The organism is Streptomyces sp. NPDC002994 (assembly GCF_040611155.1).
GTDB lineage: Bacteria > Actinomycetota > Actinomycetes > Streptomycetales > Streptomycetaceae > Streptomyces.
Window position 1 is genome coordinate 155,145 of sequence record NZ_JBEXNQ010000012.1, and the last position, 24,653, is coordinate 179,797.

The 24,653-nt window shown below is 69.4% G+C and carries 31 protein-coding genes and 1 pseudogene; 27 read left to right on the top strand and 5 right to left on the bottom strand.

Annotation, left to right across the window (positions count from 1 at the left end; translation table 11 throughout):
- Positions 1-33: 33 nt before the first annotated feature.
- The 27 genes from ABZX79_RS18270 (at position 34) to ABZX79_RS18400 (ending at position 21,689) form a co-directional block, all read left to right on the top strand.
- The gene (locus tag ABZX79_RS18270; protein ID WP_355258083.1) at positions 34-1,434 is read left to right on the top strand and encodes a terminase; all 1,401 of its coding nucleotides are present in this window, start codon (positions 34-36) and stop codon (positions 1,432-1,434) included.
- Entirely contained in the window at positions 1,431-1,601 is a 171-nt protein-coding gene (locus ABZX79_RS18275; protein WP_355258086.1) for a hypothetical protein, read from the top strand. The genes ABZX79_RS18270 and ABZX79_RS18275 overlap by 4 nt, the downstream gene beginning before the upstream one ends.
- Entirely contained in the window at positions 1,598-2,845 is a 1,248-nt protein-coding gene (locus ABZX79_RS18280) for a phage portal protein (RefSeq protein ID WP_355258089.1), read from the top strand. Before ABZX79_RS18275 ends, ABZX79_RS18280 begins: the two co-directional genes overlap by 4 nt.
- Positions 2,832-3,584: an HK97 family phage prohead protease gene (locus tag ABZX79_RS18285; RefSeq protein WP_355258092.1), complete on the top strand. Its 753-nt coding sequence runs from the start codon at positions 2,832-2,834 to the stop codon at positions 3,582-3,584. Before ABZX79_RS18280 ends, ABZX79_RS18285 begins: the two co-directional genes overlap by 14 nt.
- 66 nt (positions 3,585-3,650) lie before the next feature.
- Positions 3,651-4,901: a phage major capsid protein gene (locus ABZX79_RS18290; protein WP_355258095.1), complete on the top strand. Its 1,251-nt coding sequence runs from the start codon at positions 3,651-3,653 to the stop codon at positions 4,899-4,901.
- Positions 4,902-4,921: 20 nt separating this feature from the next.
- On the top strand, positions 4,922-5,311 hold the full coding sequence (locus tag ABZX79_RS18295; RefSeq protein WP_355258098.1) for a hypothetical protein: 390 nt from the start codon (positions 4,922-4,924) through the stop codon (positions 5,309-5,311).
- The gene (locus tag ABZX79_RS18300; protein ID WP_355258101.1) at positions 5,311-5,523 is read left to right on the top strand and encodes a hypothetical protein; all 213 of its coding nucleotides are present in this window, start codon (positions 5,311-5,313) and stop codon (positions 5,521-5,523) included. Before ABZX79_RS18295 ends, ABZX79_RS18300 begins: the two co-directional genes overlap by 1 nt.
- A 6-nt stretch (positions 5,524-5,529) precedes the next feature.
- Positions 5,530-6,177, top strand: a complete 648-nt coding sequence (locus ABZX79_RS18305; protein ID WP_355258104.1) for a hypothetical protein — start codon at positions 5,530-5,532, stop codon at positions 6,175-6,177.
- A 2-nt stretch (positions 6,178-6,179) separates the two neighbouring features.
- Complete coding sequence (locus ABZX79_RS18310; RefSeq protein ID WP_355258107.1) at positions 6,180-6,995, top strand: hypothetical protein; 816 nt, start codon at positions 6,180-6,182, stop codon at positions 6,993-6,995.
- Positions 6,995-7,465, top strand: a complete 471-nt coding sequence (locus ABZX79_RS18315) for a hypothetical protein (protein WP_355258110.1) — start codon at positions 6,995-6,997, stop codon at positions 7,463-7,465. Before ABZX79_RS18310 ends, ABZX79_RS18315 begins: the two co-directional genes overlap by 1 nt.
- A 32-nt stretch (positions 7,466-7,497) precedes the next feature.
- On the top strand, positions 7,498-7,731 hold the full coding sequence (locus tag ABZX79_RS18320; protein ID WP_355258113.1) for a hypothetical protein: 234 nt from the start codon (positions 7,498-7,500) through the stop codon (positions 7,729-7,731).
- 3 nt (positions 7,732-7,734) lie between these two features.
- A complete protein-coding gene (locus ABZX79_RS18325; RefSeq protein ID WP_355258115.1) occupies positions 7,735-8,721 on the top strand; it encodes a phage tail tube protein in 987 nt (328 codons plus the stop codon).
- Positions 8,722-8,734: 13 nt separating this feature from the next.
- Positions 8,735-9,250, top strand: a complete 516-nt coding sequence (locus ABZX79_RS18330) for a hypothetical protein (RefSeq protein ID WP_355258118.1) — start codon at positions 8,735-8,737, stop codon at positions 9,248-9,250.
- On the top strand, positions 9,213-9,716 hold the full coding sequence (locus ABZX79_RS18335) for a hypothetical protein (RefSeq protein ID WP_355258121.1): 504 nt from the start codon (positions 9,213-9,215) through the stop codon (positions 9,714-9,716). The genes ABZX79_RS18330 and ABZX79_RS18335 overlap by 38 nt, the downstream gene beginning before the upstream one ends.
- Positions 9,717-9,842: 126 nt before the next feature.
- A complete protein-coding gene (locus ABZX79_RS18340; protein WP_355258123.1) occupies positions 9,843-13,238 on the top strand; it encodes a hypothetical protein in 3,396 nt (1,131 codons plus the stop codon).
- A complete protein-coding gene (locus ABZX79_RS18345; protein WP_355258126.1) occupies positions 13,238-15,676 on the top strand; it encodes a LamG-like jellyroll fold domain-containing protein in 2,439 nt (812 codons plus the stop codon). Before ABZX79_RS18340 ends, ABZX79_RS18345 begins: the two co-directional genes overlap by 1 nt.
- A 10-nt stretch (positions 15,677-15,686) precedes the next feature.
- Positions 15,687-16,124, top strand: a complete 438-nt coding sequence (locus ABZX79_RS18350; RefSeq protein ID WP_355258129.1) for a hypothetical protein — start codon at positions 15,687-15,689, stop codon at positions 16,122-16,124.
- Positions 16,121-16,633 carry a hypothetical protein gene (locus ABZX79_RS18355; protein ID WP_355258132.1) on the top strand — a complete coding sequence of 171 codons (513 nt, stop codon included), beginning with the start codon at positions 16,121-16,123 and terminating at the stop codon, positions 16,631-16,633. Before ABZX79_RS18350 ends, ABZX79_RS18355 begins: the two co-directional genes overlap by 4 nt.
- A gap of 62 nt (positions 16,634-16,695) precedes the next feature.
- Positions 16,696-17,637, top strand: coding sequence for an N-acetylmuramoyl-L-alanine amidase (locus ABZX79_RS18360; RefSeq protein ID WP_355258135.1), 942 nt, complete (start codon positions 16,696-16,698; stop codon positions 17,635-17,637).
- Between the two features lie 5 nt (positions 17,638-17,642).
- Positions 17,643-17,870, top strand: coding sequence for a holin (locus ABZX79_RS18365; RefSeq protein WP_355258138.1), 228 nt, complete (start codon positions 17,643-17,645; stop codon positions 17,868-17,870).
- Between the two features lie 34 nt (positions 17,871-17,904).
- A complete protein-coding gene (locus ABZX79_RS18370) occupies positions 17,905-18,216 on the top strand; it encodes a hypothetical protein (protein WP_355258141.1) in 312 nt (103 codons plus the stop codon).
- Positions 18,213-18,962, top strand: a complete 750-nt coding sequence (locus ABZX79_RS18375; RefSeq protein WP_355258144.1) for a collagen-like protein — start codon at positions 18,213-18,215, stop codon at positions 18,960-18,962. The genes ABZX79_RS18370 and ABZX79_RS18375 overlap by 4 nt, the downstream gene beginning before the upstream one ends.
- Before the next feature lie 146 nt (positions 18,963-19,108).
- Complete coding sequence (locus tag ABZX79_RS18380; protein ID WP_355258147.1) at positions 19,109-20,314, top strand: helix-turn-helix transcriptional regulator; 1,206 nt, start codon at positions 19,109-19,111, stop codon at positions 20,312-20,314.
- A 171-nt stretch (positions 20,315-20,485) separates the two neighbouring features.
- The gene (locus tag ABZX79_RS18385; protein WP_355258150.1) at positions 20,486-20,788 is read left to right on the top strand and encodes a hypothetical protein; all 303 of its coding nucleotides are present in this window, start codon (positions 20,486-20,488) and stop codon (positions 20,786-20,788) included.
- Positions 20,785-20,982: a hypothetical protein gene (locus ABZX79_RS18390; RefSeq protein ID WP_355258153.1), complete on the top strand. Its 198-nt coding sequence runs from the start codon at positions 20,785-20,787 to the stop codon at positions 20,980-20,982. Before ABZX79_RS18385 ends, ABZX79_RS18390 begins: the two co-directional genes overlap by 4 nt.
- 86 nt (positions 20,983-21,068) lie before the next feature.
- A complete protein-coding gene (locus ABZX79_RS18395) occupies positions 21,069-21,539 on the top strand; it encodes a hypothetical protein (protein ID WP_355258156.1) in 471 nt (156 codons plus the stop codon).
- A gap of 21 nt (positions 21,540-21,560) precedes the next feature.
- Positions 21,561-21,689, top strand: a complete 129-nt coding sequence (locus tag ABZX79_RS18400; protein ID WP_355258159.1) for a hypothetical protein — start codon at positions 21,561-21,563, stop codon at positions 21,687-21,689.
- Positions 21,690-21,740: 51 nt separating this feature from the next.
- On the opposite strand, the gene ABZX79_RS18405 is transcribed toward ABZX79_RS18400, so the two are convergent.
- The 5 genes and pseudogenes from ABZX79_RS18405 to ABZX79_RS18425 all read right to left on the bottom strand — a co-directional run bounded on the left by ABZX79_RS18405 (position 21,741) and on the right by ABZX79_RS18425 (position 24,653).
- Positions 21,741-21,980 (bottom strand): helix-turn-helix transcriptional regulator, encoded by a 240-nt coding sequence (locus ABZX79_RS18405; RefSeq protein WP_355258162.1) that lies wholly within the window; start codon positions 21,978-21,980, stop codon positions 21,741-21,743.
- Positions 21,981-22,160: 180 nt separating this feature from the next.
- A complete protein-coding gene (locus tag ABZX79_RS18410; RefSeq protein ID WP_355258165.1) occupies positions 22,161-23,600 on the bottom strand; it encodes a recombinase family protein in 1,440 nt (479 codons plus the stop codon).
- Between the two features lie 32 nt (positions 23,601-23,632).
- Positions 23,633-23,893 (bottom strand): annotated as a pseudogene (locus tag ABZX79_RS18415) (magnesium chelatase domain-containing protein); the annotation flags it as partial.
- Positions 23,893-24,261, bottom strand: coding sequence for a YraN family protein (locus ABZX79_RS18420; protein ID WP_355258168.1), 369 nt, complete (start codon positions 24,259-24,261; stop codon positions 23,893-23,895). The pseudogene ABZX79_RS18415 and the gene ABZX79_RS18420, both read right to left, overlap by 1 nt.
- A gap of 83 nt (positions 24,262-24,344) precedes the next feature.
- A complete protein-coding gene (locus ABZX79_RS18425; RefSeq protein WP_003993268.1) occupies positions 24,345-24,653 on the bottom strand; it encodes a DUF2469 domain-containing protein in 309 nt (102 codons plus the stop codon).

The following is a 24,653-nucleotide window of genomic DNA, read 5'->3' on the forward strand; positions in this document are numbered from 1 at the left end:
CGTCCCCGCCTCCTCACCGTTCCGCCCACCCGGGTGTCCAGCGCCGGCCAGGAAGCGATCGATCTCGCCGCGCGGGCCGGGCTGATCCTCGATCCGTGGCAGCAGTTCATCCTCGATCAGGGGATGAGTGAGGACGCGGAGGGGGACTGGTCGGCGTTCGAGTGCTGTGTGAACGTCCCTCGCCAGAACGGCAAGGGCGGCGTGATCGAGGCCCGCGAGTTGTGGGGCCTGTTCATCGGCGGCGAGCAGCTGATCCTTCACTCGGCGCACGAGTTCAAGACGGCGAAGAACGCGTTCAAGCGGATCCAGGCCCTGATCCGCCGGTGCCCTGACCTGCACAAACGCGTCAAGCAGTACCGGCAGACGGTGGGCGAGGAAGGCATCGTGCTGCACAGCGGGCAGGAGCTGCGCTTCATCGCCCGTTCGAAGGGCTCCGGCCGTGGCTTCACCGGGGACTGCAACATCATGGACGAGGACATGATCCTCGGCGACGACGCGATGGACGCGCTCATGCCGACCATGGCCGCGATCGACAACCCGCAGATCTGGTACCTGGGGTCAGCAGGCATCGGTGCCCCGTCCGTACAGCTCGGGCGCCTGCGCCGCCGGGCCCTGGCCGCCATTGAGCACGCGCGGCCTGACCCGTCGCTGGCGTACTTCGAGTGGTCGATCGACGAGCACAAGGACGAGTGCACCCCCGCCTGTGCCGAGCATGACGACATGGCCGCACCAGAGTCCGCGCTGAAGGCCAACCCCGGCATCGGGTACCGGCTGTCGCTGGAGAAGATCGAGAACGAGCGGCTGACCATGAGCCCCGCTGGGTACGCCCGTGAGCGGCTCGGCGTGGGTGCCTATCCGTCGGACGTCGCGGACGCATGGCAGGTCATCGGTGAAGACGCGTGGCGGGCGCTGGGCGACGGGACGAGCCAGCCTGGGGACCCGGTGGCGTTCGCGATCGACACGACGCCTGAGCGGACGCACACGGCGATCGGCGTGGCCGGTTCGAACGGTGACGCTGTGCACATTGAGGTCGTCGACCACCGGCCCGGTACGGGCTGGGTCGTGGAGCGCATGGTCGAGCTGCGCGAGCGATGGAAGCCGCGCGCCATTGTCGTCGACGCAGGTGGCCCCGCGGGGTCGCTGATCCCGGACCTGGAACGGGCCGGCCTGCAGATCGCCCAGCCCAAGACGCGCGAAGTGGCGCAGGCCTGCGGCCAGTTCTACGACGCTGTCAGTGACCAGAGCCTTGTGCACCTCGACCAGGCGCCGCTCGCAACGGCCCTGGCGGGCGCGGACAAGCGCCCGCTGGGCGACGCCTGGGCGTGGGCCCGGCGCGGGGTGAGCACGGACATCAGTCCGCTGGTCGCGGTCACGCTGGCCCGCTGGGGGCTCGGTGTCGAGGTCGAGGACGAGGGAGCGCCGAACCTGTGGTGACCCGTGAGCGCCTGCTCCTCGTGCTGGAGATCCTGTTCGTCCTCGTGATCGTGGCCGGTGTGGCCATGGTCTCCGTCCCCTCCGCCCTGGTCCTGGGCGGCCTGCTGGGTGTCCTCGCCGTTGAGCGGGCCACCGTCCAACGCAAGCCGAAGGAGGTACGACGGTGAGCCTGTTCGGCCTCTTCGAGCGACGGAGCGTAGAGAACCCTGCGGTCCCGTTGACGTCCGAGTCCCTGACCGCGCTGCTGGGCGGCGCGGAGACGGACGCCGGCGTCGCGGTCACAGAGACCAGCTCACTGCACATGCCGGCCGTCTGGCGGGCCGTGTCAGTCATCGCGGGCCTGTCCGCGTCTCTGCCGCTGCACACCTACGCGGCCGGGACCAAGGACAGGGTGACCGTCCCGCTGCTGGAGAACCCCCACCCGGAGCTGACGCCCTACGAGCTGTGGCGCCTGAACTACGTGCACCGCCTGTTGTGGGGTAACGGGTATCTGCAGAAGGTCCGCAACGGGGGCGGGGACGTGGCCCAGCTGTGGCCCGTTCGCCCCGACCGGGTCAAGGTCGACCGCGAGCAGCCGACACCGGAGAACCCCGGGGGCAAGGTCTTCTGGGTCAGGGACGACGAGGGCAGGCTGCACCGGCTCACGTCGCGGGAGATCCTGCACACCCCAGCACTGGGCTACGACGGGATCACCGGCTGTTCGCCGATCCGCGCGGCCGCGCAGGGCATCGGCCTGGCGCAGGCCGCCGAGAAGTCTGCGGCCAAGTTGTACGGGTCGGGCAACATGATCAGCGGTGTGCTGCAGACCGAGCAGCGCCTGGACGCGAAGCAGGCCGCGCAGCTCAAGGCCAGCTGGAAAGCCAAGCTCAGCGGACACCAGTCCGCCCACGACGTCGCCGTGCTGGACTCCGGCGCCTCGTTCTCCCCGGTGACCATGCCGTACAAGGACAGCCAGTTCCTCGAGTCGCGCATGTTCCAGGTGGTCGAGGTGGCCCGCATGTTCGGGGTGCCGCTGTTCCTGCTGATGGAGTCGACCAAGTCGACCAGCTGGGGCACGGGCCTGGAGCAGCAGGCGCAGGGGTTCGTGACGTTCGACTTGGGGCCCACGTGGCTCACGCCGACCGAGCAGCGCGTCACCAAGGAGCTGCTGCCCCCTGGGAAGCAGTACGCCAAGTACGCGCTGCAGGGCCTGCTGCGCGGCGACTCCTCGGGGCGGGCCACGTTCTACCGGGCGATGCGCGACGTCGGGGCGCTGAGTGCGAACGACATCAGGGCGCTTGAGGACATGCCTCCGCTGCCGGCCGATGCGAACGGCGACACGTACCTGCAGCCCACGTACATGGCCCCTCTGGGCTACGACCCGCAGGACATGCAGAAGCCACCGGAGGGTGACAGCGATGACGAGGACTGAGGAGCGGCGCGATCTTGCCCTGGCCACGGCCGGGGTGCAGCTGCGCGCCGCAGGCGACGACACGACCATGCAGGGGTTCGACGGGCACGCCGCGGTGTTCAACTCGCGTACCGCGATCGGCAACCCGCTGACCTGGGGGTTCTACGAGGAGATCGCCCCGGGGGCGTTCACCAAGACCCTGGCCGAGGGTGACGCCCGGTTCCTTGTCGACCACGACACCCGCCTCGTCGTCTCCCGCGTGTCCGGCAACAGCCTGCGCCTGGCGCAGGATCAGGTGGGCCTCGCGGTCGACGCAGACCTGGACGCGCGGCTGTCCTACGTGAACGACCTGGTCATCAACCTCGACAACCGGAACATCACCGGCATGAGCTTCGGGTTCCGCACGATCAAGGACGACTGGGAAACCGTCGAGGTCGAGACCGTCGACGGGGCCAAGGTCGAGGCCGAGCTGCGGATCCTGCGCGAGGTCCAACTCTTCGAGGTCTCCGCCGTCACGTTCCCCGCCTACGAGGAGACCGACGCCGGGCTGCGCTCCGTCGGGGTGGCCCTGGCCGCCCGCGGTGACAGCGCGGCGTTCGACCGCCGGGCCGCGTATCGGCCCGAACTCAACGACTTCCGCCGCGAGCCGGACCGTGCGTCCACTCGCGGCAGCGACGCAACCCAGCCGGGAGAGACCACTGGGGGCCGTCAGGCGATGCGCATGAAGGCGCTCTCCGCCCGCTACAGCCTGGCGCTGTAGCAGCTCTCACACCCCATCCCAGCCCCTGCCGAGAACGGCACGGGGCCCTTCGTGCTGGAGGCACACATGCCCACCCTTCAGGCCCTGCTGGACCAGCGGGCCACCGCGTGGAACAAGGCGCAGGAGTTCCAGTCCCGCGCCACGAGCGAAGCCGACATGTCCGCCGAGGACCGTCAGGCGTGGGACGCGGCGCTCGCCGACGTCGAGCGCCTGGGCGCCGACATCGAGCGCGAGGAGCGGCACGCCCGCCTCTCGAACGTCGACTACTCCCAGGTCGTGGCCGCGACCGAGGAGACGGACGCCGAGCAGCACGGCGGCGCCGACCGGGCCGCCGCCTACGCGGACGCCTGGCGCAGCTGGGTCCGCGAGGGCTCCACCGAGCTGACCAGCGAGGAGCGCGCGACGCTGCGCACCGGCTGGGTCGACGGCAAGGAACTGCGCGCCCAGGGCGTGGCGACCGGCGCGGCCGGCGGCTACACCGTGCCCGCACCGTTCCGCGCCCAGCTCATCGAGACGATGAAGTTCTACAGCTCGATGCGCGACGTCGCCGAGGTCATCACCACCGAGACCGGGGCAACCCTGCCCTGGCCCACGAACGACGACACCGCCAACGTCGGCGCGATCCTCTCGGAGAACACGCAGGTCACCGAGCAGGACGTCACCATCGGCACGAACGACGTCGGCGCGTACATGTACACCTCGAAGCTGGTGCGCGTCAGCCTCCAGCTGCTGAACGACTCCGCGTTCAACCTCGACTCGTGGCTCGCCGGAGTCCTCGGCCGGCGCATCGGCCGCGCCCAGAACGCCCACTTCACCACCGGCACGGGCACCGCCCAGCCGGAGGGCGTGCAGACCAACGCGGTCATCGGCAAGACCGGCGGCACCGGGCAGACGACGTCGGTCACCTACGACGACTTCATCGACCTGATCCACAGCGTCGACCCCGCGTACCGCAACAGCGGTCGCGTCGGGTGGATGCTCCACGACGCGACCCTCGCCAACGCCCGCAAGCTCAAGGACACCCAGAACCGCCCGCTGTGGGAGCCGTCCGTACAGGTCGGCGTCCCGGACGGGCTGCTCGGCTACAAGTACACCGTCAACCAGGACATGCCGGTGATGGCGGCCAACGCCCGCTCCGTCCTGTTCGGCGACTTCTTCGCCGGCTACCTGATCCGCGACGTCCAGGACGTGCAGATGCTGCGCCTGGCCGAGCGCTACGCCGACTACCTGCAGGTCGGCTTCCTGGCCTTCGCCCGCACGGACGGCACCCCGCAGGACACCGCGGCCTACAAGGCGTACCGCAACTCCGCGACCTGATCGAGAAGGAGAGCAGTCTCATGGCGATCACGCCGAAGAAGGACGCGCCCGAGGGTGGCGTCCTTGAGAGCAAGCCCACCCCGAAGGCCGCCGTGCACGGCGACCACGACCGCATCGTCATGGCGTCCCGGCGCCCGGACGGGTCGATGGACCAGATCAACCCGGAGTTCATCGGCGACAAGGACATGGCGCTCGCCGCCGCGAAGGAGCAACTCGGCGTCCAGGCCGCGTCGGCGGTCGACACCGCGGCGCGCGGCGTGACCGCGGGGCAGGGCGAGGACGGCACCGGCCGGGCCGAACCCGACCCCGAGATCGCCGCGCTCAAGGACGCCCAGGACGAGGCCGTGAAGACGGCCGAGTCTCAGGCGGAGCGTGAGGTCAACGACCGCCACCAGGGGCTGGGTGACTGATGGTCCGCATCCGCATGCTGACCAGCGTGTCGGGTGAGGGGTTCGTCTGGGAGCGCGGGCAGGAGATCGACCTGCCCGGTTCCGAGGCGGCCGCGTGGGCTGACGGCCGGCGTGCCGAGCTCGTCCGCGAGGAGCCCCTGCAGACACCCGAGACCACTCGCACCCGGGAGAAGACAGCGCGGCCGCGCCGCACGACGGCCCGCAAGGAGTGATGGCAGGTGCCTGGCTTCGGCCTGCTCGTTGACGGCTTCGATGACGGTGTGGTCGATCCGGTGCTGTGGCCGCAGTCCTACGGCAACCCGGTCGAGGCCGGCGGCCGGGCCCGTATCCCCTGCACCACCGGGTACGCCGCCTACAAGTCGGCTGCTGCGTACTCGCTGCGCTGGTCGCAGATCGCGGCCCGGGTCATCCCGCCCGCAGCGACGGGCGCCACGAGTGCGGCCTGCTCGCTGCTCGTGCTCACCGGCACGGCCGGCACCGACGCCGGGTTCCTGATCGACCCGGCCCAGAACGCCATGGGCCTGTACCTGCGCGTCGGATACGCGGACCCCGGGGCCCTGTTCCCCGCCTACGACCCGGCGGCGCACGCGTGGCTGCGGCTGCGCGAGGACGCCGGGACCCTGCGCTGGGAGACCAGCCCTGACGGGCTGACCTGGACGGTACGACGCAGCGCAGCAACGCCGGCATGGGCTACCCAGACAGATCTGGCCCTGGTCATCGAGGCGCACCGCGACGCGGGGCCCGCCGACTACGCCGAGGTCGACAGCCTGAACGTCACCCGGGCCGGGCGTCTCGTCCCGGCCGACCGCACCGCAGCCGGGCCAGGTCCGGCCGCCCACACCACATCCACCATGACGGGGGGTTGACCATGCCGTTCGACCTCGGAGCGGTGGTGCCGCTCGCCACGACCGTCCGCGACGCCGCCGGCGCACTGGCCAACGCGGGCGCCATGCAGCTGCACCTGTCCCTGCCGGACTCCACCACCACGACCGTCGCCGTCGCCCCGGCCTCGACCGGGACCTACACCTACGACTACCCCAGCGTGCAGGCCGGGCGGCACACCGTGCGGTGGCTAGCCACCGGGATCAACGCCGGGGCCTACACCGATGTGTTCGACGTGCGCGAGGCGACGCCCCCGGCGATCCTGTCGCTGGCCGACGCCAAGAAGCACCTGAACAAGATCGGCACCACGGACGACGACGAGGTCAGGTTCTGGGTCGAGGCGACCACCCGGGCCGTCGAGTGGTTCGTCGGCCCGGTCGTCGTGCGCACCGTCACCGAGATGCACGACCGCCCATGGGCCCGCCAGATCGCCCTCCTGCAAGCACCCGTGCTGGCCGTGACCGCGCTCAACGCTGTGCGGTCCGGCGGCACGTCGTACACCGTCGACGAGTTTGACGTCGACAACGAGACCGGGATCGTCTCCCGTCTCGACGGCGGCCGCATCCACGGGCCGCTGCGCATCACGTACACGGCAGGGCGGCGCATCATCCCCGCTCACTTCAGTGCGGCGGCCCGGATCATTCTTCAGCACCTGTGGCGCACGCAGCAGGGGCCGGGTCGGCCGCAGATGGGCACTGACGACTACTCCGTGACCGAGCCCATTCCCGGGCTGGGTTACGCGATTCCCAACCGGGCGCTGCAGCTGCTCGACCCGGACCGTCTTCCGCCAGGGATCGCGTGATGGCCACCTCCGCGGTGCCTGCCGCGATCGACGCACTGCTGACCGTGTGGCGCGCCCTGCCCGGCCTGGCCGAGGTGCAGGTCCTGGACGGGCCGCCGACCGGGGACCAGTCCGCCGCCGACTACATCGCGGTGGGCTGGCAGCCCGAGAGCAACGACCTGGCGGCGGAAGCACTGCAGTCGTTCGCTTCCGCCGGCGCCCGCACCCGCGACGAGGACTTCTCGATCGCCTGCTGGATCGACACCTGGACCGGGGACACGGACGTCGGCGCACGCCGTGCCCGCGCCTACGAACTGTTCGCCCTCATCGAGGACTCGCTGCGTGCGACCGGCGCGGCACCACAGGCTCCGACGCTGCTGGGCACGGTCCTGTTCTCGCAGCTGAGCAGCTCGGTCCTGCGGCAGGCGAACACGGACCAGGGCGTGCGGGTTGGCATCGCCTTCACCGTGGCCTGCCGCGCCCGCATCTGATCACCCCACCACCCTGAGCAAGGAGTCATGCCATGGCGCGAGTGCGCTACATCGGCGCCGAGCCGGTCACCGTGCCGGAACTCGGCGACCGCACCATCCACCCGGACGAGGTCGTCGAAGTACCGGACGCCCGGTTCGAGGGCTACGTCTGCCAGCCGCACACGTGGGAGGCCGTCGAGGAGCCACGCGCCGAGGACGAACCGAAGGCGCTGCCGATCCAGGCGGCCCTGAAGAAGAGCGCGGCCCGGCCGCAGAGGGAGAGCTGACCCATGGCTATCGGATCCGGGCTCGGCGCACAGGTGGGCATCGCGGCGGAGGTGTCCTATGGGACGTTCCTGGCGCCGACGAAATTTGTCGAGTTCACGAAGGAATCGCTGGCGCTGAAGAAGACGACCGCCCAGAGCTCGGGCATCGCAGCGGGGCGTCTGCTGCCCCTGTCCTCGCGGCGTGTCGTGACGCAGCGGGAGGGGTCCGGGTCGCTGGAGATGGAGGTCACCAACAAGGCCATGGGCGTGCTGCTCCAGTCGCTCATGGGCACCACGGTGACCCCGGTGCAGCAGGGCGCAGGGCCGGCCTACCTGCAGACCCACACCCTCGCGGACACCGCGGGCAAGAGCCTCGTCATCCAGAAGGGCGTGCCGCTCACCACCGGTGTGGTTACGGACAAGACGTTCGTCGGCTGCAAGATCGTCAGCGCGGAGTTCTCCTGCGAGGTCGGCGGCATGCTGACCGCGTCGTTCGAGATCGACGCCAAGGACGTCGACGAGACCCAGACCCTGGCCGTCGCCACGTACCCCAGCATGAGCCCGTTCCACTTCGCCCAGCTCGCGGTCAAGACCGGGGCGTTCGGGACGGAAACGGCGCGCGACGGGATCCGCAAGGTCAGCGTCAAGCTGGAGCGCCCGCAGGCTGTTGACCGGTTCTACGCCGGGCAGGCCGGGCTCAAGAAAGAACCCATCACGAACGACCAGGTCAAGATCTCCGGCAGCATCGAGATGGACTACGTCGACACCATCCTCGACGACCTGAACACCTCGGACGCCGCCACGTCCCTCGTCGTCGAGTTCGTCGGCCCGCTGATCGCGTCCACGTTCTTCGAGACGTTCCGGATCAAGCTGCCCGCCATCCGATTCGACGACGCGCCCCCGACAGTCGAGGGGTTCGACGTGGTCAAGCCGACCCTGCAGTTCACCGGGCTGTACGACGGAACGAACCAGCCGGTCATTGAGTACATCAGCACCGACACCACGCTCTGAGGATGTGATCGCCGTGGCTGTCGGCTCCGTACAGATCACCGGCACCGGGCAGCTCATCCAGCTGAACAGGCGGCTGCGCGCGGCGGGCGGACCGCCGCTGCGGCAGAACATGGCGCGGCGTATCCGGCGCGCGGCCGAGCCCCTGCGCAACGACCTGCAGGACACGATGCGTGGCCTGACGATCAGCAGCACCGGCCGTTCGTCAGGGAAGCGCGGCGGCCCCTCGCCGACCACCCGCCCGCTGCGGGCCACGATCGCGGCCGCGATCCGGATCAGCGTCCGCACCAGCGGCAACCCCGGCGCCCGCGTCTGGATCGACTACTCGTCCCTGCCGCCCGACCTGCGCGGCATGCCCAAAGTCATCAACACCGGGCGCATCAGGCACCCGGTGTTCGGCAACCGGCGGCGGTGGGCGACGCAGACCGCAACCCCGCTGTGGTGGGACAAGACCGTGCGCCGGCACGAACCCAGGATGCGCGCCGAGGTGGCGCGTGTCGTCGACGACGTCCGCCGCCAGCTCGGCGGCTGAAAGCGAGAGCACGTTGATCATCATCTACACGCCCGAGGGCGGCGAGGAAGAGCGCTACGACGCGCGCAAGCTGCTGTCCTCCGAGGCGTCCATCGTGTCCCGCACTGTCGACATGCGCTGGGCGGAGATCAAGGCGCGCCTGGTCGAGGACGACCTCGACGCGATGCGCGGCGTGGTGTGGGTCATGAAGAAGCGCACCAACCCCACGCTGCGATACGGCGACTTCGACCCCGGGGTCGACGAGATGGTCACGCGCTTCGACCAGCGAGAGGTCGCCAACTACGTCACCGAGGTCCTCAAGGTCAAGGCCACGGATGAGGACCGCGAGGGCGCCCTGCGCGAGCTGGAGAGCAACGCTGCCGACCCCGACGCGGCCGCGATCCTCATCAAGGAAATGACCGACGGCGGCCCAAAAGCAGAGGCCGTCGAGAGCCCGACATCGACGAGCAGCGAGCCGAGTATCTAGGTCTCTTCGCGCACCTGCTCCACCTCACCCCGACTGATGTCGACGCCCTGACGGTCGACGACTTCGAACGGCTTGTCGGCTGGATCGACCACCACCAAGAGCAAGCACAGAAGGGGGTGGCCGCCGATGGCTGAGCGGATGTCCTTCATCCTCGACGGGCGTGACCAGCTGACCAACGTCCTGAACGGGGCGGGTGACAGCGCGAACCGGTTGCACCGCCGGATCAGCGCGGCCACGACCAACAGCAGTACCGCCATCAACCGGCTGACCACGCAGGCCGGGGCCCGGCTCCGCGCCCTGCGTGCCCACTTCTCGTCGACGTCGGACGGGGCCGGGCGACTCCAGGCCGGGATGGCCGGACTGCCCGGGTCCCTCAGCGACGTAGGCGACGCGGCGGCGGGCGCCGGCGAACAGCTCGGCTCCGCCGGTGGCGGGCTCGGCGGCACGATGAAGGGCGTCGCCGGGATCGCCGGGCTGTCGCTGCTGCCCGCGCTCGGCGCCCTGGTCCCGATGATGGTCGGCGGCGCCGTCGCGGCGGGCACGCTCAAGCTCGGCTTCAACGGGGTGGGCGATGCGGTCGCGGCCGCGAGCAAGGGCAAGAAGGAGTACGCCGCAGCGCTCAAAAAGCTGTCGCCCGAGGCGCGGTCCTTCACGAAGGAACTGGTCTCGCTGAAGGGCGAGTTCAAGGGGATCGGCAAGGACGTCCAGGCCGCGATGCTGCCCGGCTTCACCAAGGCCGTGAAGGCCGCTGACCCCGTCGTCAAAATCCTCGGCCGCTCCATGACCGAGATGGGCCGCGGCTTCGGTGACGCGGCCGCCGGTGCGGGTCGGCTGATGAAGGACGCCGGATTCCAGCGGGACTTCACCACCACCCTCCGGTTGGGCGGCGTCTTCGTCCGTGACCTGACGTCCGGGCTGGGCGGCCTGGGCCGTGGCTTCCTGACCTTCGGCGCGGCCAGTGGTCCCACCCTGAAGGCCCTCTCCGGCGGGATCCGTGACCTGCTGGGCAAAGCCCTGCCCGGAATGTTCAAGGGGCTCGAGGTCGGGATCGGCGGCAGCGCCAAGTTCCTCGACGGTTTGTTCTCCATGATCAATCGGGTGCTTCCCGCGATCGGCCGGTTCGCGGGCGAGACGGCTCGCACCTTCGGCCCGCTGCTCGGCGAGGTGCTCGAGCTCGGCGGCCGCCGGGCGTCGACAGCGCTGGACGTGCTGGGCCAGGTCGTCAAGGGACTGGCGCCCGTGTTCAAGGACTTGGCTTTCGGGGTGAAGTCGGTCTACCAGATCTTCGACATCATCGGCCCCGTGATCCGGGACACGGCGGGCGCCATCGTCGGCGCCCTGCTGCCGTCCTTCGCCGAGGTCGACAAGGCGCGCGGCCCTCTGCAACGGCTGTCGGACGGGATCCGGAACAACAAGCAGGCCATCCAGGAGATGTCCCGGATGGGCGCGAGCGCGTTCATCGACCTGGTGTCGGCCGGTGTGACCCATCTGCCGAACCTGATCGGCATCTTCCGGGTGGTCACTGGCGGCATGGTCACCGCGCTGGGCGGAGTCCTGCACGCTGCGGCTTCCGCCTTCGGGTGGATCCCTGGGATTGGCGACAAGCTCAAGAGCGCCGACCAGGCCTTCGGGAAGTTCGCGACCGGCTTCCTCAGCGGCCTCGACATTGCGGAGCAGAAGGCGCGCGAGTTCGCCGCGGGCACCCTGCCGAAGCTGGAGAAGGGCCAGCTGAAGCTGAACATCGGCAACTGGCAATCGCAGATCGCCACGGCCAAGGCGCAGCTGTCGGACAAGAACCTGCCGCCAGGTAAGCGCGCCAAGCTGACGGCGACCATCGCCGATCTTCAGGCGAAGGTGGCGAAAGCTAAGCGGGACCTTGCTTCGACGCCGGACAAGACGGCGCGGATCAAGGGTCACATCGGCGACCTGCAGGAGAAGCTGGCCGTCGCGAAGGGGCGCCTCGCCCGGGTTCCGGACAGCCGCAAGGCCAAGGTGCGGGCGGACATTGCCGCGCTGACCGCTGCGGTCGGCATGGCGAAGCGCAGGTTGGCGGAGATGGACGGCCGTTCGGCTACGGCCCGCATCAACGTCGAGACGCTGTACTACTCGAAGGGCAAGCCGCCCGGCCCATACGCCAGTGGGTACCAGTTCGCGTCCGGTGGCCTGGTGGGCTTTCCCGGCGGCGGCCCGGTGAGCGGCGCCGGTAACGGCACGTCAGACAGCATCATCGCCCGCGTCTCGAACGGTGAGTTCGTGGTCCGCGCCAAGAGCGTCGCCCGGTACGGGGTGCAGTTCCTCAGCGCCATCAACGAGGGACGTCTTGGGATGGCGGCCGCTGTGTCGGGCGGCGGCGGCATGGCAGGCGCTGGCCAGCAGGCGGGCCGCGGCCTGTCCGCAGGCATGGCTTCGAGCACGGCCAGCGTCGCTGCGTCTGCGCGGTCGATGGCTGGCGCGGTCCTCTCCGGCATCCGTGCCGAGCTGCAGATCTCCAGCCCCTCGAAGCGGACGCGGGCGCTGGCGGCTGACGCCGGGAAGGGCATGCTCCTCGGCCTGACCGGGTCCAAGGCGAAGATCTCCGCGACCGCGCGGGATCTGGTCAAGGACATCTGGGCGGCGTGGAAGGGCACCAAGTCCACCAAGGACTCGAGGCTCGTGGCGATGGTCAACCGCGACACGAAGAAGCTGCAGAAGCTCGCGTCCCAGCGCGACGCGTTGGCCGCGAAGATCGCGGCGGCGAAGAAGTTCGCCGCGGACATCACGAGCCAGGCGCGCGAGGGGGCGGGTCTTTCCAACCTGGGCCTTGAGCCTGAGGAGGTGACCGCGGGCAGCATCAAGGGCGGCCTGGCCGCGAAGCTTCAGAAGATCAAAGCCTTCACCGGGTACATCAACACGCTCGGTAAGCGCGGGCTCAACAAGAACCTGTTGCGGCAGATCCTCAACATGGGGCCGGAGGCCGGGTACGCCTACGCGTCCGCGCTGGCTGGTGCGTCCAAGAGCGTCATCAGGGACGTCAACAAGACGCAGGCCGGGATCGACAAGGCCAGCACCACGCTGGGCCGCGACGGCGCCGACCGGTTGTACGACGCGGGGAAGAACGCGGGGAAGGGGCTGGTCAAGGGACTGGAGAGTGAGCAGAAGCGCATCGAAGACTTGATGATGAAGATCGCCAAGGGGATGCAGAAGTCCATCAAAAAGGCGCTCGGCATCAAAAGCCCGAGCACGGTGATGGCGCAGGTCGGCCGGAACAGCACCGAGGGCCTGGCCGCCGGGCTCACCGGCGCGGTGCCCACCCTCGACCGTGCGCTCGGTGTCGTCACCGGGCGAGTGCAGGCCTCCCGCCCAGTCATCGGCCGGCCCGTCGTCATGCCTGGCAATGGCCGCAGCAACCGAGACCCGGTGGTCCTTGAGGCCACGTTCAACATCCAGTCGATGGACACGCTGGCCGTAGCGCAACAGGTCCGCAAGGTTCTGCTTGAGCTCAAACGCAGTCACGGACTGAACGTCACGCTGGGGGTGGGCTGATGCCGCTGCTCGTAGAGGCGGGGTGGGGCGGTCTCGTCCAGGCCCCGACGACCATCACGTGGACAGACATCACCCAGCACGTTGACGTGATGCAGGGAGTGGCGATCAACCGCGGGGCCAGCGACGAGCTGTCGGAGATCCAGCCCGGCACCGCCACCATGCGCCTGGACAACTCCGACGGGCGCTTCACCCCGGGCAACAGCACCTCGCCGTACTACCCGTTCGTCCGGCGCAACGCTCCCATCCGGGTCGCGGTCGCAGTAATCCCCGAGCGCACCGGAGCCGGTCCTACCTGGCCGTTCGCCCAGCTCGGCGACGACTTCGACGACAACCGGGTGAACACGACACTGTGGCCGAATGTCTACAGCGGCAGCAGCGAGACCGGCGGCCGCGCCCGCGTACCGCTCAACCCCGGGGTGGTCGCGGGTTACCAGACCGCCCGGGCGTGGACGCTGGCCGGGTCCCAGCTCACGGCCAAGCTGGCACGAGTGCCGGCCGCCAACGGGAGCAGCTCGGCCTCGGCCAGCATGTGGATCAACTCCACCACCAGCGGTACCCGTCTCGGGTTCTCGTACAGCCCGGTCACCGGCCTGCTGCGCTGCATGTCCGAAACCGCGTTCTTCGATGGGGCGTCGACCTCACTGACGTACTCCGCGATCGACCACGCATGGCTGCGGGTCAGGGAGTCCGGCGGCACTCTGTACTGGGAGACATCCGGCGATGGGTTCGGGTGGACGGTACGGCGTACCCTCGCCACCCCCGCCTGGGTCGGCGCCGAAATCCAGCTGCTCGACTTCTCTGCGACCCGCACCGGCGGCACCACCGACTACGTCGAGTGGGACCTCGTCGGCGCCCACATCCGGCCGCGCTTCTGGGGCATGGTCAACGACTGGCCAGTCCACTGGGAAGGCCTCCACTCCACCGTCACGGTGTCGGCCACGGATCTCTTCAAACGCCTGAACCGGCTCCCGCTCCTGAAGAGCTGCCTCACTGAGGAGACTCTCGTCGACGGGCCGCTGGCCTACTACCCACTCACCGAACCGGCCGACTCTCTCAGTGCCGGCGACCTGTCCGGCACCACCGCCGGGGTCCTGGCCATCACCCAAGTCGGCTCCGGCGGGACCCTCGAATTCGGCTCCGCTCCCGGCCCAGCTGCCACCAGTGAGACATCCGCGCAGCTCACCCCCGTGTCCACCAGCGTCGGCAAATACCTGAGCGCCAATCTCGGTCCCGACTACGAGGCGCAGAGCACCAGCCAATGGAACGCCATGGAGGCCTGGTTCTCCACGTCGACCACCGGCCGGGTCATCTTCGCCGTGGCGTCCGAAGACCAATCGTTCCGGCTGGTCTTCGCCCTGTCAGCGGACGGGTCCCTGCAGATTGAGTACGGCGACGACGTCAGCACGCACATCCCCGTAACCACTGGGAACCTCGCCGACGGTGTACTCCACCACATCGTCTACGACGAAGTGGCAGCCCAGGTCTACGTCGACGGGGTCACCAAGGTCGTGGGAAGTGTGCTGCCGCCCATGTACGACGGGCGGGTTCTGACAGTCGGCGGTTTCAAGAACGCCCGCCTATGGAACGGGACGATCGGTCACGTCGCGCTGCACACCACGCCGAGCACACCGCTCGGAACGACGCTGGCCGAGCACTACACCGCAGGCACCACCGCGTTCAACGGCGAGACGGCCGACTCGCGGATCGAGCGGCTGGCCCGGTACGCCGGACTGTCGTCGGTCACAGTCTGGGGCAGCACCCATGACGCGGTCGCCGGGCAAGGGCCTGCCGGCACTGGGGCGCTGGCCAGGATGCGGGAGGTGGAGACCACTGAGGCCGCGCGACTGTTCGCCGAGCGGGACTGGTACGGGCTCGCCTACCAAAGCCGCGACCTGCGCTACAACCCTGACCCCCTGTCCGAAGTCTTCACGATCGACTACGCGGACCTCGACACCAACGAGGTCGAGGTGGCCGACGACGACCAGAAGCTCGTCAACATTGTTGACGCGTCCAGGCCCGGCGGAGCAACGCAGCGCGTCACCGCCTCTGAAAGCGTGCTCGCGTTCGGCGCCTACGAGGAGTCCCTCGACCTGCTCAAGACCAGCGACAATTCCGTGCTGGATGCGGCGCACTGGCTGGTCTCCCGCTACGCCGACCCGCAGCCTGAGCTGCGCGAGGTCCCGGTCGAGGCGTACTCGATGGCGACCTATCTCGACATCCTCGACGCGGAGATCTCCAGTTACTTCAGCGTGACGGGGCTACCCGCGCAGGCGCCGGCCTCGACGCTGCGGGTCACGGTCGAGGGCTACAGCGAGACCATCGGCGACCGCTATCACCGGATCCAATTCCGCACCTCGCGCAGCGCGACCGACTCCGTCTGGGTGTTGGACGACAGCGTCTACTCCGTCCTCGACTCCACCACCCGCCTCGCCTACTGAAGGGGGACACATGCCCATCGCTGTCGTCCGCGCCGAAACGTTCTACCTCCCGCCGCCCACCCAGCCCCGCGACGCCTGGGACCATCTGCCCGCAGCCGAGAGAGTCTTCCGGTGGATCGAGTACCGCATGCAGCGGCGCGTCGTCCCGCCCGAGGGGACCGTCGACCAGGCGTACTACGCGCGGATCAACGGGAACAGGTGGGTCGCCGACTGCATCTGCGGGTCGGCGCAGGTCACCAGCCCCACCGACACCCGGTACGCGTGCACTGAATGCGGCTGGGGCTGGTGCGCACTGATCTTCCCCGAGGACGTGGCCTCGGTCGAGGCGTCGCTGATGCCGCTCGCCCCGCACCTGCGGCACTGGTGGCACGCCGACGACCCGCTCAACCCCGTGCAGCCCGAGCCGCCCGCTGAGCCCGAGCCCCCGGTAGAGGAGCCGCTGCCGTGACGTTCACCCCAAGGACCTGGGTGGTCGGCGAGACCGTCAGCGCGGCCATCATGAACCAGGAGATCCGCGACCAGTTCAACTCGATGTTCGCCGCCTGGACATCCTTCACGCCTACGTGGACTGGTGCCACCACCAACCCGTCCCTGGGCAACGGCACCCTCGTCGGTCGGTACATGAAGATCGGCCGCACCTGCAAGGTCTCGATGATCCTCACGATCGGGTCCACGTCCACCTTCGGCTCAGGCAACCTCCGCCTGTCGCTGCCCTTCACCGGGGCCAGTGTCACCGGCGGACCGGGCGTCCTCAACTTCACGTACAGCCGCGCCCCGTCGCCGAACTTCGTCATGGGCGCTGCCCCTCTGCCGAGCGGGGCGACCCACACCAACACCGTCTGGCTCGCCAACCCGGGCACCATCGGCGACTGGAACGCCTGGGCCGACGCAAGCCCCTGGGCCGGTGCCGCCGGGGACGTGCTCCAGGCCTACGGCGAATACCAGACCGCAGCCTGACCCCACCCACCTCCGAGCCCCGCGCCGTCCGGCCGGGGCTTCTCTCGTGCCCAAGGAGAATCATGGCCTGGTACCCGGGCGCCACGAAGATGGAGCTCCAGCCGGAGAGTGACCGGCAGGAAGCCATCCGGCCGACGCAGCTCATCCTGCACAGCATCGTCGCCAACTGGACCGCCCGCAGAACATACGAGTTCTGGCGAGACAGCACCACCCTGGAATCCCACTTCGGCATCGGCTACGGACTCCGGGACATCGCCCAGTACATCGGCACCGAAACCCGAGCCGACGCCAACGCCGGGGCCAACCGGCGGCCGGACGGCACCGGGGCGATCTCCGTAGAGACCGCCTCCAACTCAACGGCCACGGACCCGTGGAACGACTCGCAGGTGGAAGAGCTCATCGACCTCGGCGTGTGGGCGCACGAGGAGCACGACATCCCGCTGCGGATCTGCCGCACCCACGACGACCCCGGATTCGGCTACCACTCGATGTTCCCCCAGTGGTCCACGTCCGGCACCGCCTGCCCCGGCGTGGCCCGCATCAAGCAGTTCCGCGAGGTCGTCTTCCCCGGGATCGTCGCCCGCGCCAACGGCCAGACCACCACCCCCGAGGAGACCGACGTGCCGCACAACCTCAGCCGCAGCGACGACCGCGAACGGCAGCTCACCCCCGGCAAGTGGACGACCGTCCCCATCGGCAACGTCGACCTCCTGGCCGGCGCGACCGCGTACACCGTCACCGCGTGGCTCAACCTCACCGCGACCCGCGGCGGCACGGTGCAGGGCCGCTTCTACCACTCGCGGCCGGACGGCTCCCGCTGGAAGAGCCCCATCACTGAACGCATCACCACCACCGGCGGCAGCTTCCTCGACTTCCCCCACGCCGGAAGCATCGACACCGGGGAACGCGTGCGCTTCGAGGCCGTCTACTACCCGGACGACCCCGCCGACGAGACCCCCGTCCCCATCACAAGCAGCCGCGCCCGCGGCCTGTACTGGAAGTAGGAATCATGGCTGCACGCGTAGAGAAGAAGGTCACCGCGGCGACGCTCGCCGCATACCTCGGTAGCACCGGCCTGTTGGCTGTGCTCACCGCGATCCAGGACAACAGCGGCCTCGTGGCCGGCCTGCCTGACGGACTGGAGCCGTTCGTGCTGGCGCTCATCCCGACGGCGATCACGTTCGTCGCTGGGTGGGCTGCCCGGCATACGCACCGTGGGCCGACCACCATCGCGTAGCGCTTGATCGAACCGCACAACCGGAGGCACACGCGTGGACGCTGCGACCATCGGCGCGGTTGGCACCATCCTCGTCGGGCTCGCAGCGGCCGCGGCCGCATGGATCGGGCAGCGGAACAACGCGAGGGCCACCCACCAAGGCGTCGTCCTCACCGGATACGGCGGGCTGGTCAACGAACTGCAGGAAGAACGCGCCGACCTGCGCGCGAAGTTGACCGCCGCGTATGCCGAGCTGGCTGGTGAGCGTGCCGACAAGGCGGCACTCGTGGCCCAGATAGCCACGCTCCGTGAAGAGATCGCCGCTCGTGACCGACAGATCACCGACCTAGGAGGGCCCTCGCTGTGACCCGCACCCGGCACCGCACCGAGGGCGTCCTGGCCCGACGCTGGCGTTCGTTCGCCGTCGCCGCGATCCTCGCCGTGTTGTCCGGGGCGATCGTCCTGGTCTGGCTGCGCATCGACTCGGAGTCACGCCGTGTCGACGCGGAAGCTCGGCGTACGGAGCGGGTGGCCGCGGAGGCAGACCGCAGAGGAGACGCCGTCAGCACCCTCGCCGCGGACGTGCGGATACTGCGCGCGCAGATCCAGGCAAAGGGCGGCGTGCCGGCGGTACCGGATCCGGCGACCGCCGTCGAGGATCTGCCAGACCGCGTTGAAGTACCGGTTCCGATACCTGGTCCGAGGGGCGAGTCCGGCGCATCGGGGAAGCCTGGACGTGACGGGGCGGACGGTACGGAGGGCGACGACGGAGCGCCCGGCGCGGACGGTACGCCAGGCGGACCGGGCGACACCGGGGAGACCGGCCCCGCTGGACCGGTCGGCCCTCAGGGACCGCAAGGCCCCGAGGGCCCACAAGGTGAGCGTGGCGAGAGGGGAGAGCAGGGCGAGCAAGGAGACCGCGGCCCGGCCGGCCCGGCTGGCCCGCCCGGTCAGTCGTGCGAGGAGGGGTTTTCCTGGCAGACCCCGCCTGATGACCCCGACGCGCGGGTCTGCCGCCGCGACGGAGCCCCACCGCCACCGGACGAACCCGACCCGCCGCCCTCACAGAACCCTGTGCTGGGGCTACCTGCTGACCGCCGCCAGTACCCATGAACGACCACGCCCCCTGTTCTCCCTTCGGGGAGGGCAGGGGGCGCTTTCGTGCGTTCGAGGACGCGGACGTTGGAACGCAGTAGACCCCTGCCGCCCACCTCCCGCCGGGCGTAGCGTAGACACCCAGTCCTCTGGCGGGGGTACACATGAACACGACCATCGGCGACCGCATCCGCAGCCTGCGGGAGTTCCGCGACGTCACCCAAGAGCAGCTCGCCCAGCGCGCCGGCGTCTCAGTCGACACCGTCCGCAAACTGGAGCAGGGCATCCGGCAGTCCGCACGCATCAACACCCTGCGCTGCCTCGCGCGCGCCCTCGACGTGCAACTTGAGCGCCTGGTAGGACAGCCCACCGTGACCCAAGAACTCCAGGACGACGGCGGCCTCCTCGCCCTGCGCGACGCGATCCAGGACATCGGCACCCTCCCCGGCGTCCTCGCCGACGACGACATGGAGGACCCGCCGGCCCCGGAAGCATGGACGGCGGACGTGAAAGCGGCCACGAGCATGTACTGGCGGGGCGACTACTCCGAGCTGTCCGGCGTGCTGCCGCTCCTTCTCCGCGACGGCCAGGCCGTCACCCGCGAGCACCCCCAGGAAGGCGTGTGGCAGCAACTGGCACTCGCCTACCAGCTCGCAGCGTCGCTTGCGACACAGGCCGGCCACCCGGACTGGGCGTTCGCCGCTGTCGCGAAGCAGCTGGCCGCGGCGCAGCGGGCGAGCGATCCGCTGATGGAGGGCATGGGTGTCTCCACGCTGTCGTGGGTGCTGCTGCGGCAGGGCCGGTGGGAGCAGGCGCAGGCCGTCGCGGAGAAGAAGGCGGACGCGCTGGAGCCCAGCTTCCGCAAGTCGTCGCCATCCCAGTGGGCGGTCTACGGCAATCTCTTGATTGCTGCTGCGACACCGGCAGCGCGGCGGGACCAGCGCGACGACGCCCAACAGCTCCTGACCTTCGCTGAGTCCGCAGCAGTGCGCAGCGGCCCGCAGCGGATATACGGCAGTGCGTTCTCCGTTACGGACGTACGGACCCAGCAGGTGAACATCGCTCTGGCCGGGCAGGAGAGCAAACCGGCGGAGGCCTTGAGGCTGGCCAAGCACGTGGACCTGGACGCGATCACCCGCCCCGTGCACGCCGCGTCTCACCGCGTCGACGTCGCGCAGGCCCGCTACCAGACCGGCGACTTTGACGGGGCGCTGGCCGACCTGCTGGAGGTGGAGGAGCAGCAGCCGGAGTGGATCCGTTTCCAGACCCTGGCCGCGGCGACGGTGCGGGAGATGCTGGAGGCGGAGCGCCGCAGGAACGCGCCTCTGCGTGGTCTCGCGTCGCGTCTTGGCGTCGACCCAACCCTGTAGGGGGGTAGGACAACTCGTCCTAGTGGGAGGAGAATTGACGGGCCGACTGGTGCACTACGTCACTGGGCTGTGATCGCGCACTTTCGTAGCGTGATGGGCATGAGGCGGCACCGGCCCCACTCCGCCAGAGATAGGCCGGTGCCGCTCCCATCGCAGCCGAGGGAGCGGACCGTGAACGCCGTCGTGAGGGGCTTACCCCGCATCGAGACCCTGTCTCAGCACCAGCAACGCGGCATGGACTGCGTGTGGTGCGGCATCACACTCACGCCTGCCACAGCCGTGGACCTCGGGCCGCGCCCGGTGAAGCGGCTCGACTACGTCACTGAGTGGTACCCACGCGCCTGCGCTACCCATGTCGGCCAGGTCGAGTACGAGGAGCTCCTCGCGCACTGCGCGGACTGCCCGACCTGCCTGGAGACCGGGTGCGAGGACGGCGCCCGTCTGCGGCGAGCAGCGCGGGAGGCACGGCGATGACGCGCTGTGTGATGGGCGACCACCAGTTCCCCGACGAGGACGACACGGGCGCTCGCTGCGACGAGCACGGCGTCACCCTGCTCTGGCACGGGCCGCCGATCACTCCTGAGGACTTCACGCCCGAGCCCCTCGCGCCGCGCGCGACGCGGCCGACCGCACCGGCGCAACGCGCGCTCAGCCAGCACTCCCACTAAGCCCCCGCCCCGGACGCTCATTCCCTGGCAGGACAGCGGCCGAGACGGGTTCATGCACCTCCACCACAAGCAACGGAGGCACATCCATGAATACCACCATGCTCAACGCCCGCGCGCTCCTCCCGGAGGAGACGCACAAGAGCGTCTGCCGCACCATTCTCGACGACAACCCGGACATGGCCGAGGACATGGCCGGCCGCATCGCCGACGAGGCTGTGAAGTTCGTCGTCGCCTGCGCTCAGAACCCCGGCGTAGGGATGGCCCCGTCCCGGATCATCGACGAGGGATGGCACGCGCTGCTCCTGCACTCCGCGGCCTACGCCAAGCTGTGCGCCCAGTTCGGCGGGATGGTCCACCACTACCCCGGATGGGACCCGACGCACTACGACCCGCCGATCCTCGACCGCACCCGCCAGATGATCGAGCAGGCAGGGTTCGCGGTCGACGAGGAGCTGTGGCGCCCGCCGACCGACGACCTGCTCGTCTCCGTCGCGGCGAAGTGCCAGCACGCCCCCTCGTGCACGATCCGCCCCATGCCCAAACCTGAATGGCCCTAGCCTGAGCGCAGGAGGTGGCTCATGTCCGAGTGGATCGACCCCCGGTACGCGGAACTGGTCGCGGCGTGGAAGCGCGCGCAGCAGCCCGACTCGCGTGACCCGCAGCCCAAGCCGGTGAGGGGATTCGTCGTCCCCACGCCGAAGGGCTGACCCACTGCCCCGGTCGGACGCTTCCCCCCCGAGGCGGCCGGCCGGGGCTCTTCACTGCCTGACGAGGTCGGCGAGCGGTACGCCGATCGCGTCGGCGATGCGAATCAGGGTGTCGATCAGCGCGGCACTGTGGCCCTGCTCCACCCGGTTGTAAGCCGCCCGATCCATGCCGATCCGCTCAGCGACAGATTGCTGCGTCAGGTTGGCGTGAAGTCGCGCCGCTCGGATTCGGTCCCCGATGGCGCGGCGACGGGCGATGACCCAGTCGGGCGGAGGGACGGAGCGCGGCACCTGTCCACGCTCAAGGGTCCATGATCAAATGTATGTAGGGCAAAACCTACAGTGTTTGATCAAAGGGGGGATGGGTACTCCACCCGGACCACACCCCACCACGAACAGCGCTCCCCGCACCGCCCCCCAGGCACGCGGAGAGTGGCTGCTGCGCCCCTGGCTTCACGGCCGGGGGCGCAGTCATTTCCACTCGATGCGCAGGGCGTCCGGGTCCCAGTACCCGCCGCCCGGCAACCGCCCCCTCCTCGCAGGTAGCAGAGTCACCCTCATCAGGTACGAGATCACCGCCCGCTGCCGCGACAGATCCGGCCCACGCGCCAGGTCGTTCCACGCGGCTTCGATGTCCTCAGCGCCAACGAGACCTGCGACCGGGTTCGCCTTCACCGCCCGCGACAGAACCACCTCAGCGCCCGCCAGGCGCGTCCTGGCCCCCTCCGAGGCGACCTGCCAGGACCGCAGGTCCAGAGCCCCGCTACCGAGCGCAGAGGCCAGCTCGTCCAACGTCGCGCGAGCAGCCCGCATCTCCTCCTGAGCACCACGCACATCCACCGGATCCTCACGCGCCGCCAGCAGGTCACCAGCGTCCGGGCGCGACAGCCGATCCAGCAGCGCGAGCTGCACCGCATCGTCCACCAGATCACGGCGCCTGCTGAAGTGCTTGCGAGTCGAGCAGCGGTACGCCGGCCAATACCGTGTCTCGGACCCCGGGTTCCGACCGTTCGACGTAGCCCCCAGCACGGTGTTCCCGCAGACGCCGCAGATGTATAGGCCGGAACCCAGGTGCTTGCGCCCGCCACCGGGTGTCGTACGGCGAGATGGCTCTGTAAGCACCGCGACCACGCTGCGCCACGTGGCCTCATCGAGCGCGGCCGGCCACTGTGCAGCTCCGACCTCGTTACCGCGGTGCACGAAGATCGCTGCGTTCCGGGGGCGCTGGAGCATCCGGCCAAGCTCGCTGCCCGTCCACTCTCCGCCCGTGCTGGTCTTGATCTCGCGGGCCTTCCAGCCCGCGGCGATGGAACGGAGGGAAGCTCCGGCCAGAACGGCTTTCGCCGCTTCCCGGATGTGCTCGGACTCGAAGTCGATGGGGGTCATCCCGTCGGCCTCCCACCCGAACGGGCGGCGGCCGCCGAAGTGCTGACCCTTCTGCGCCATCTCGTCGCGCTTGCGGCGCTGGCGCTCCACCATCCGCTCGACCTCGTACCGGGCCTGGACGCCGAGCTGTCGGGCGATCATGCGCCCGGTCGCGGTGGTCAGGTCGAGGTGCCCGGCCACGACGGTGCGCGTCTCGACTCGCCGCGGTTCGCACACGTCGATGTACTCCTCCAGCTCCGCCGGTGACCGGTGTAGCCGGTCGGTGTGCCAGGCCAAGACGGTGCCTGCGCGCCCCTCTCGTAGGTCGTCGAGCATTCGTTGGTATCCAGGCCTGGGCTTGCCGCTGTAGGCACTGAGGTCGTTGTCGTCGTAGACGTCATAGACCTCGATGCCGAGCTGCGCGGCGAGCGCTTCACAGTCCTCGCGCTGGCGAGCGACGCCGAGGCCGGCGCCTTCGCGGTCGCTGCTGATTCGGCAGTAGATAACGGCGAGGGGCGGCGCTGAGTGGGCATCGGTGGCGGCCATGCCCTCAGCCTGGCACTTTAGGTACGTCTTTCGCAGGCGTTCGCTAGATCAAACCCACTGCCACTCTTGGGTACGAAGGCCGGACTGAGCCCCACCGTGAGCTTCTTCTGCGGCCAGTCCGCGCCGGAGTTGACCACCGCCGCCCGCACCCGGTCCCGGCTCTCGACCAGGCTCTTGTCCGGCAGCCCCACCAGCGTGAAGGCGGCCACTCCCGGCTCCAGGTCCGCCTGGACCTCCACCACCACACCCTCGACCCCGACCAGGGCCACCGAGCACGTGCGCGCGAACCCCATCACGCCACCCCCCGCACATGCTCGACGACGGGCGCCCCGCGCCGGGGCAGCACCACCCCGACAAGGTCGATACGCACCCCGCCCGGCGGCGGTCCTCCGTGCTCGTGCGTCCAGCGCTCGGCGAGGCGGCGCAGCCGCTCTGCCTTCGTGGTCCTGACGGCCTGCATCGGGTGCTCGAACGGTCCGGCCCTGCGGGTCTTGACCTCGCAGATGACCAGTGCGTCGCCGTCCCGGGCGACGATGTCGATCTCTCCCGCGCGGCAGCGCCAGTTGCGCTCCAGGACGGTCATTCCGGCCTCGACCAGCCTGCGCACCGCGAGATCCTCGCCGTACCGGCCGAGTGCTCCTGTGGCATTCTTCGCGTTCATCCGGTTCCACCTCCGGAACCGAATGTGCCGCGATCACCGCCAACTAGTGGATCTTGGTGGACAACCCGTCAGTTGTGGAAAAGTCAGCCACTCGGAAGCTCGAGATCGCTCTTGTTGAGCTCCTCGATGTTCACGTCCTTGAACGTGAGGACGCGCACCTGCTTGACGAACCTGGCCGGCCTGTACATGTCCCAGACCCAGGCGTCCGCCATGGAAACTTCGAAGAAGACCTCACCCTGGACCGAGTGCACCTGCATCTCGTAGTCATTCGTGAGGTAGAAACGCCGCTCGGTCTCGATCACGTATTTGAACAGACCGACGACATCGCGGTACTCCCGGTAGAGCTTCAGCTCCATCTCGGTCTCGTACTTCTCGAGGTCCTCGGCGCTCAT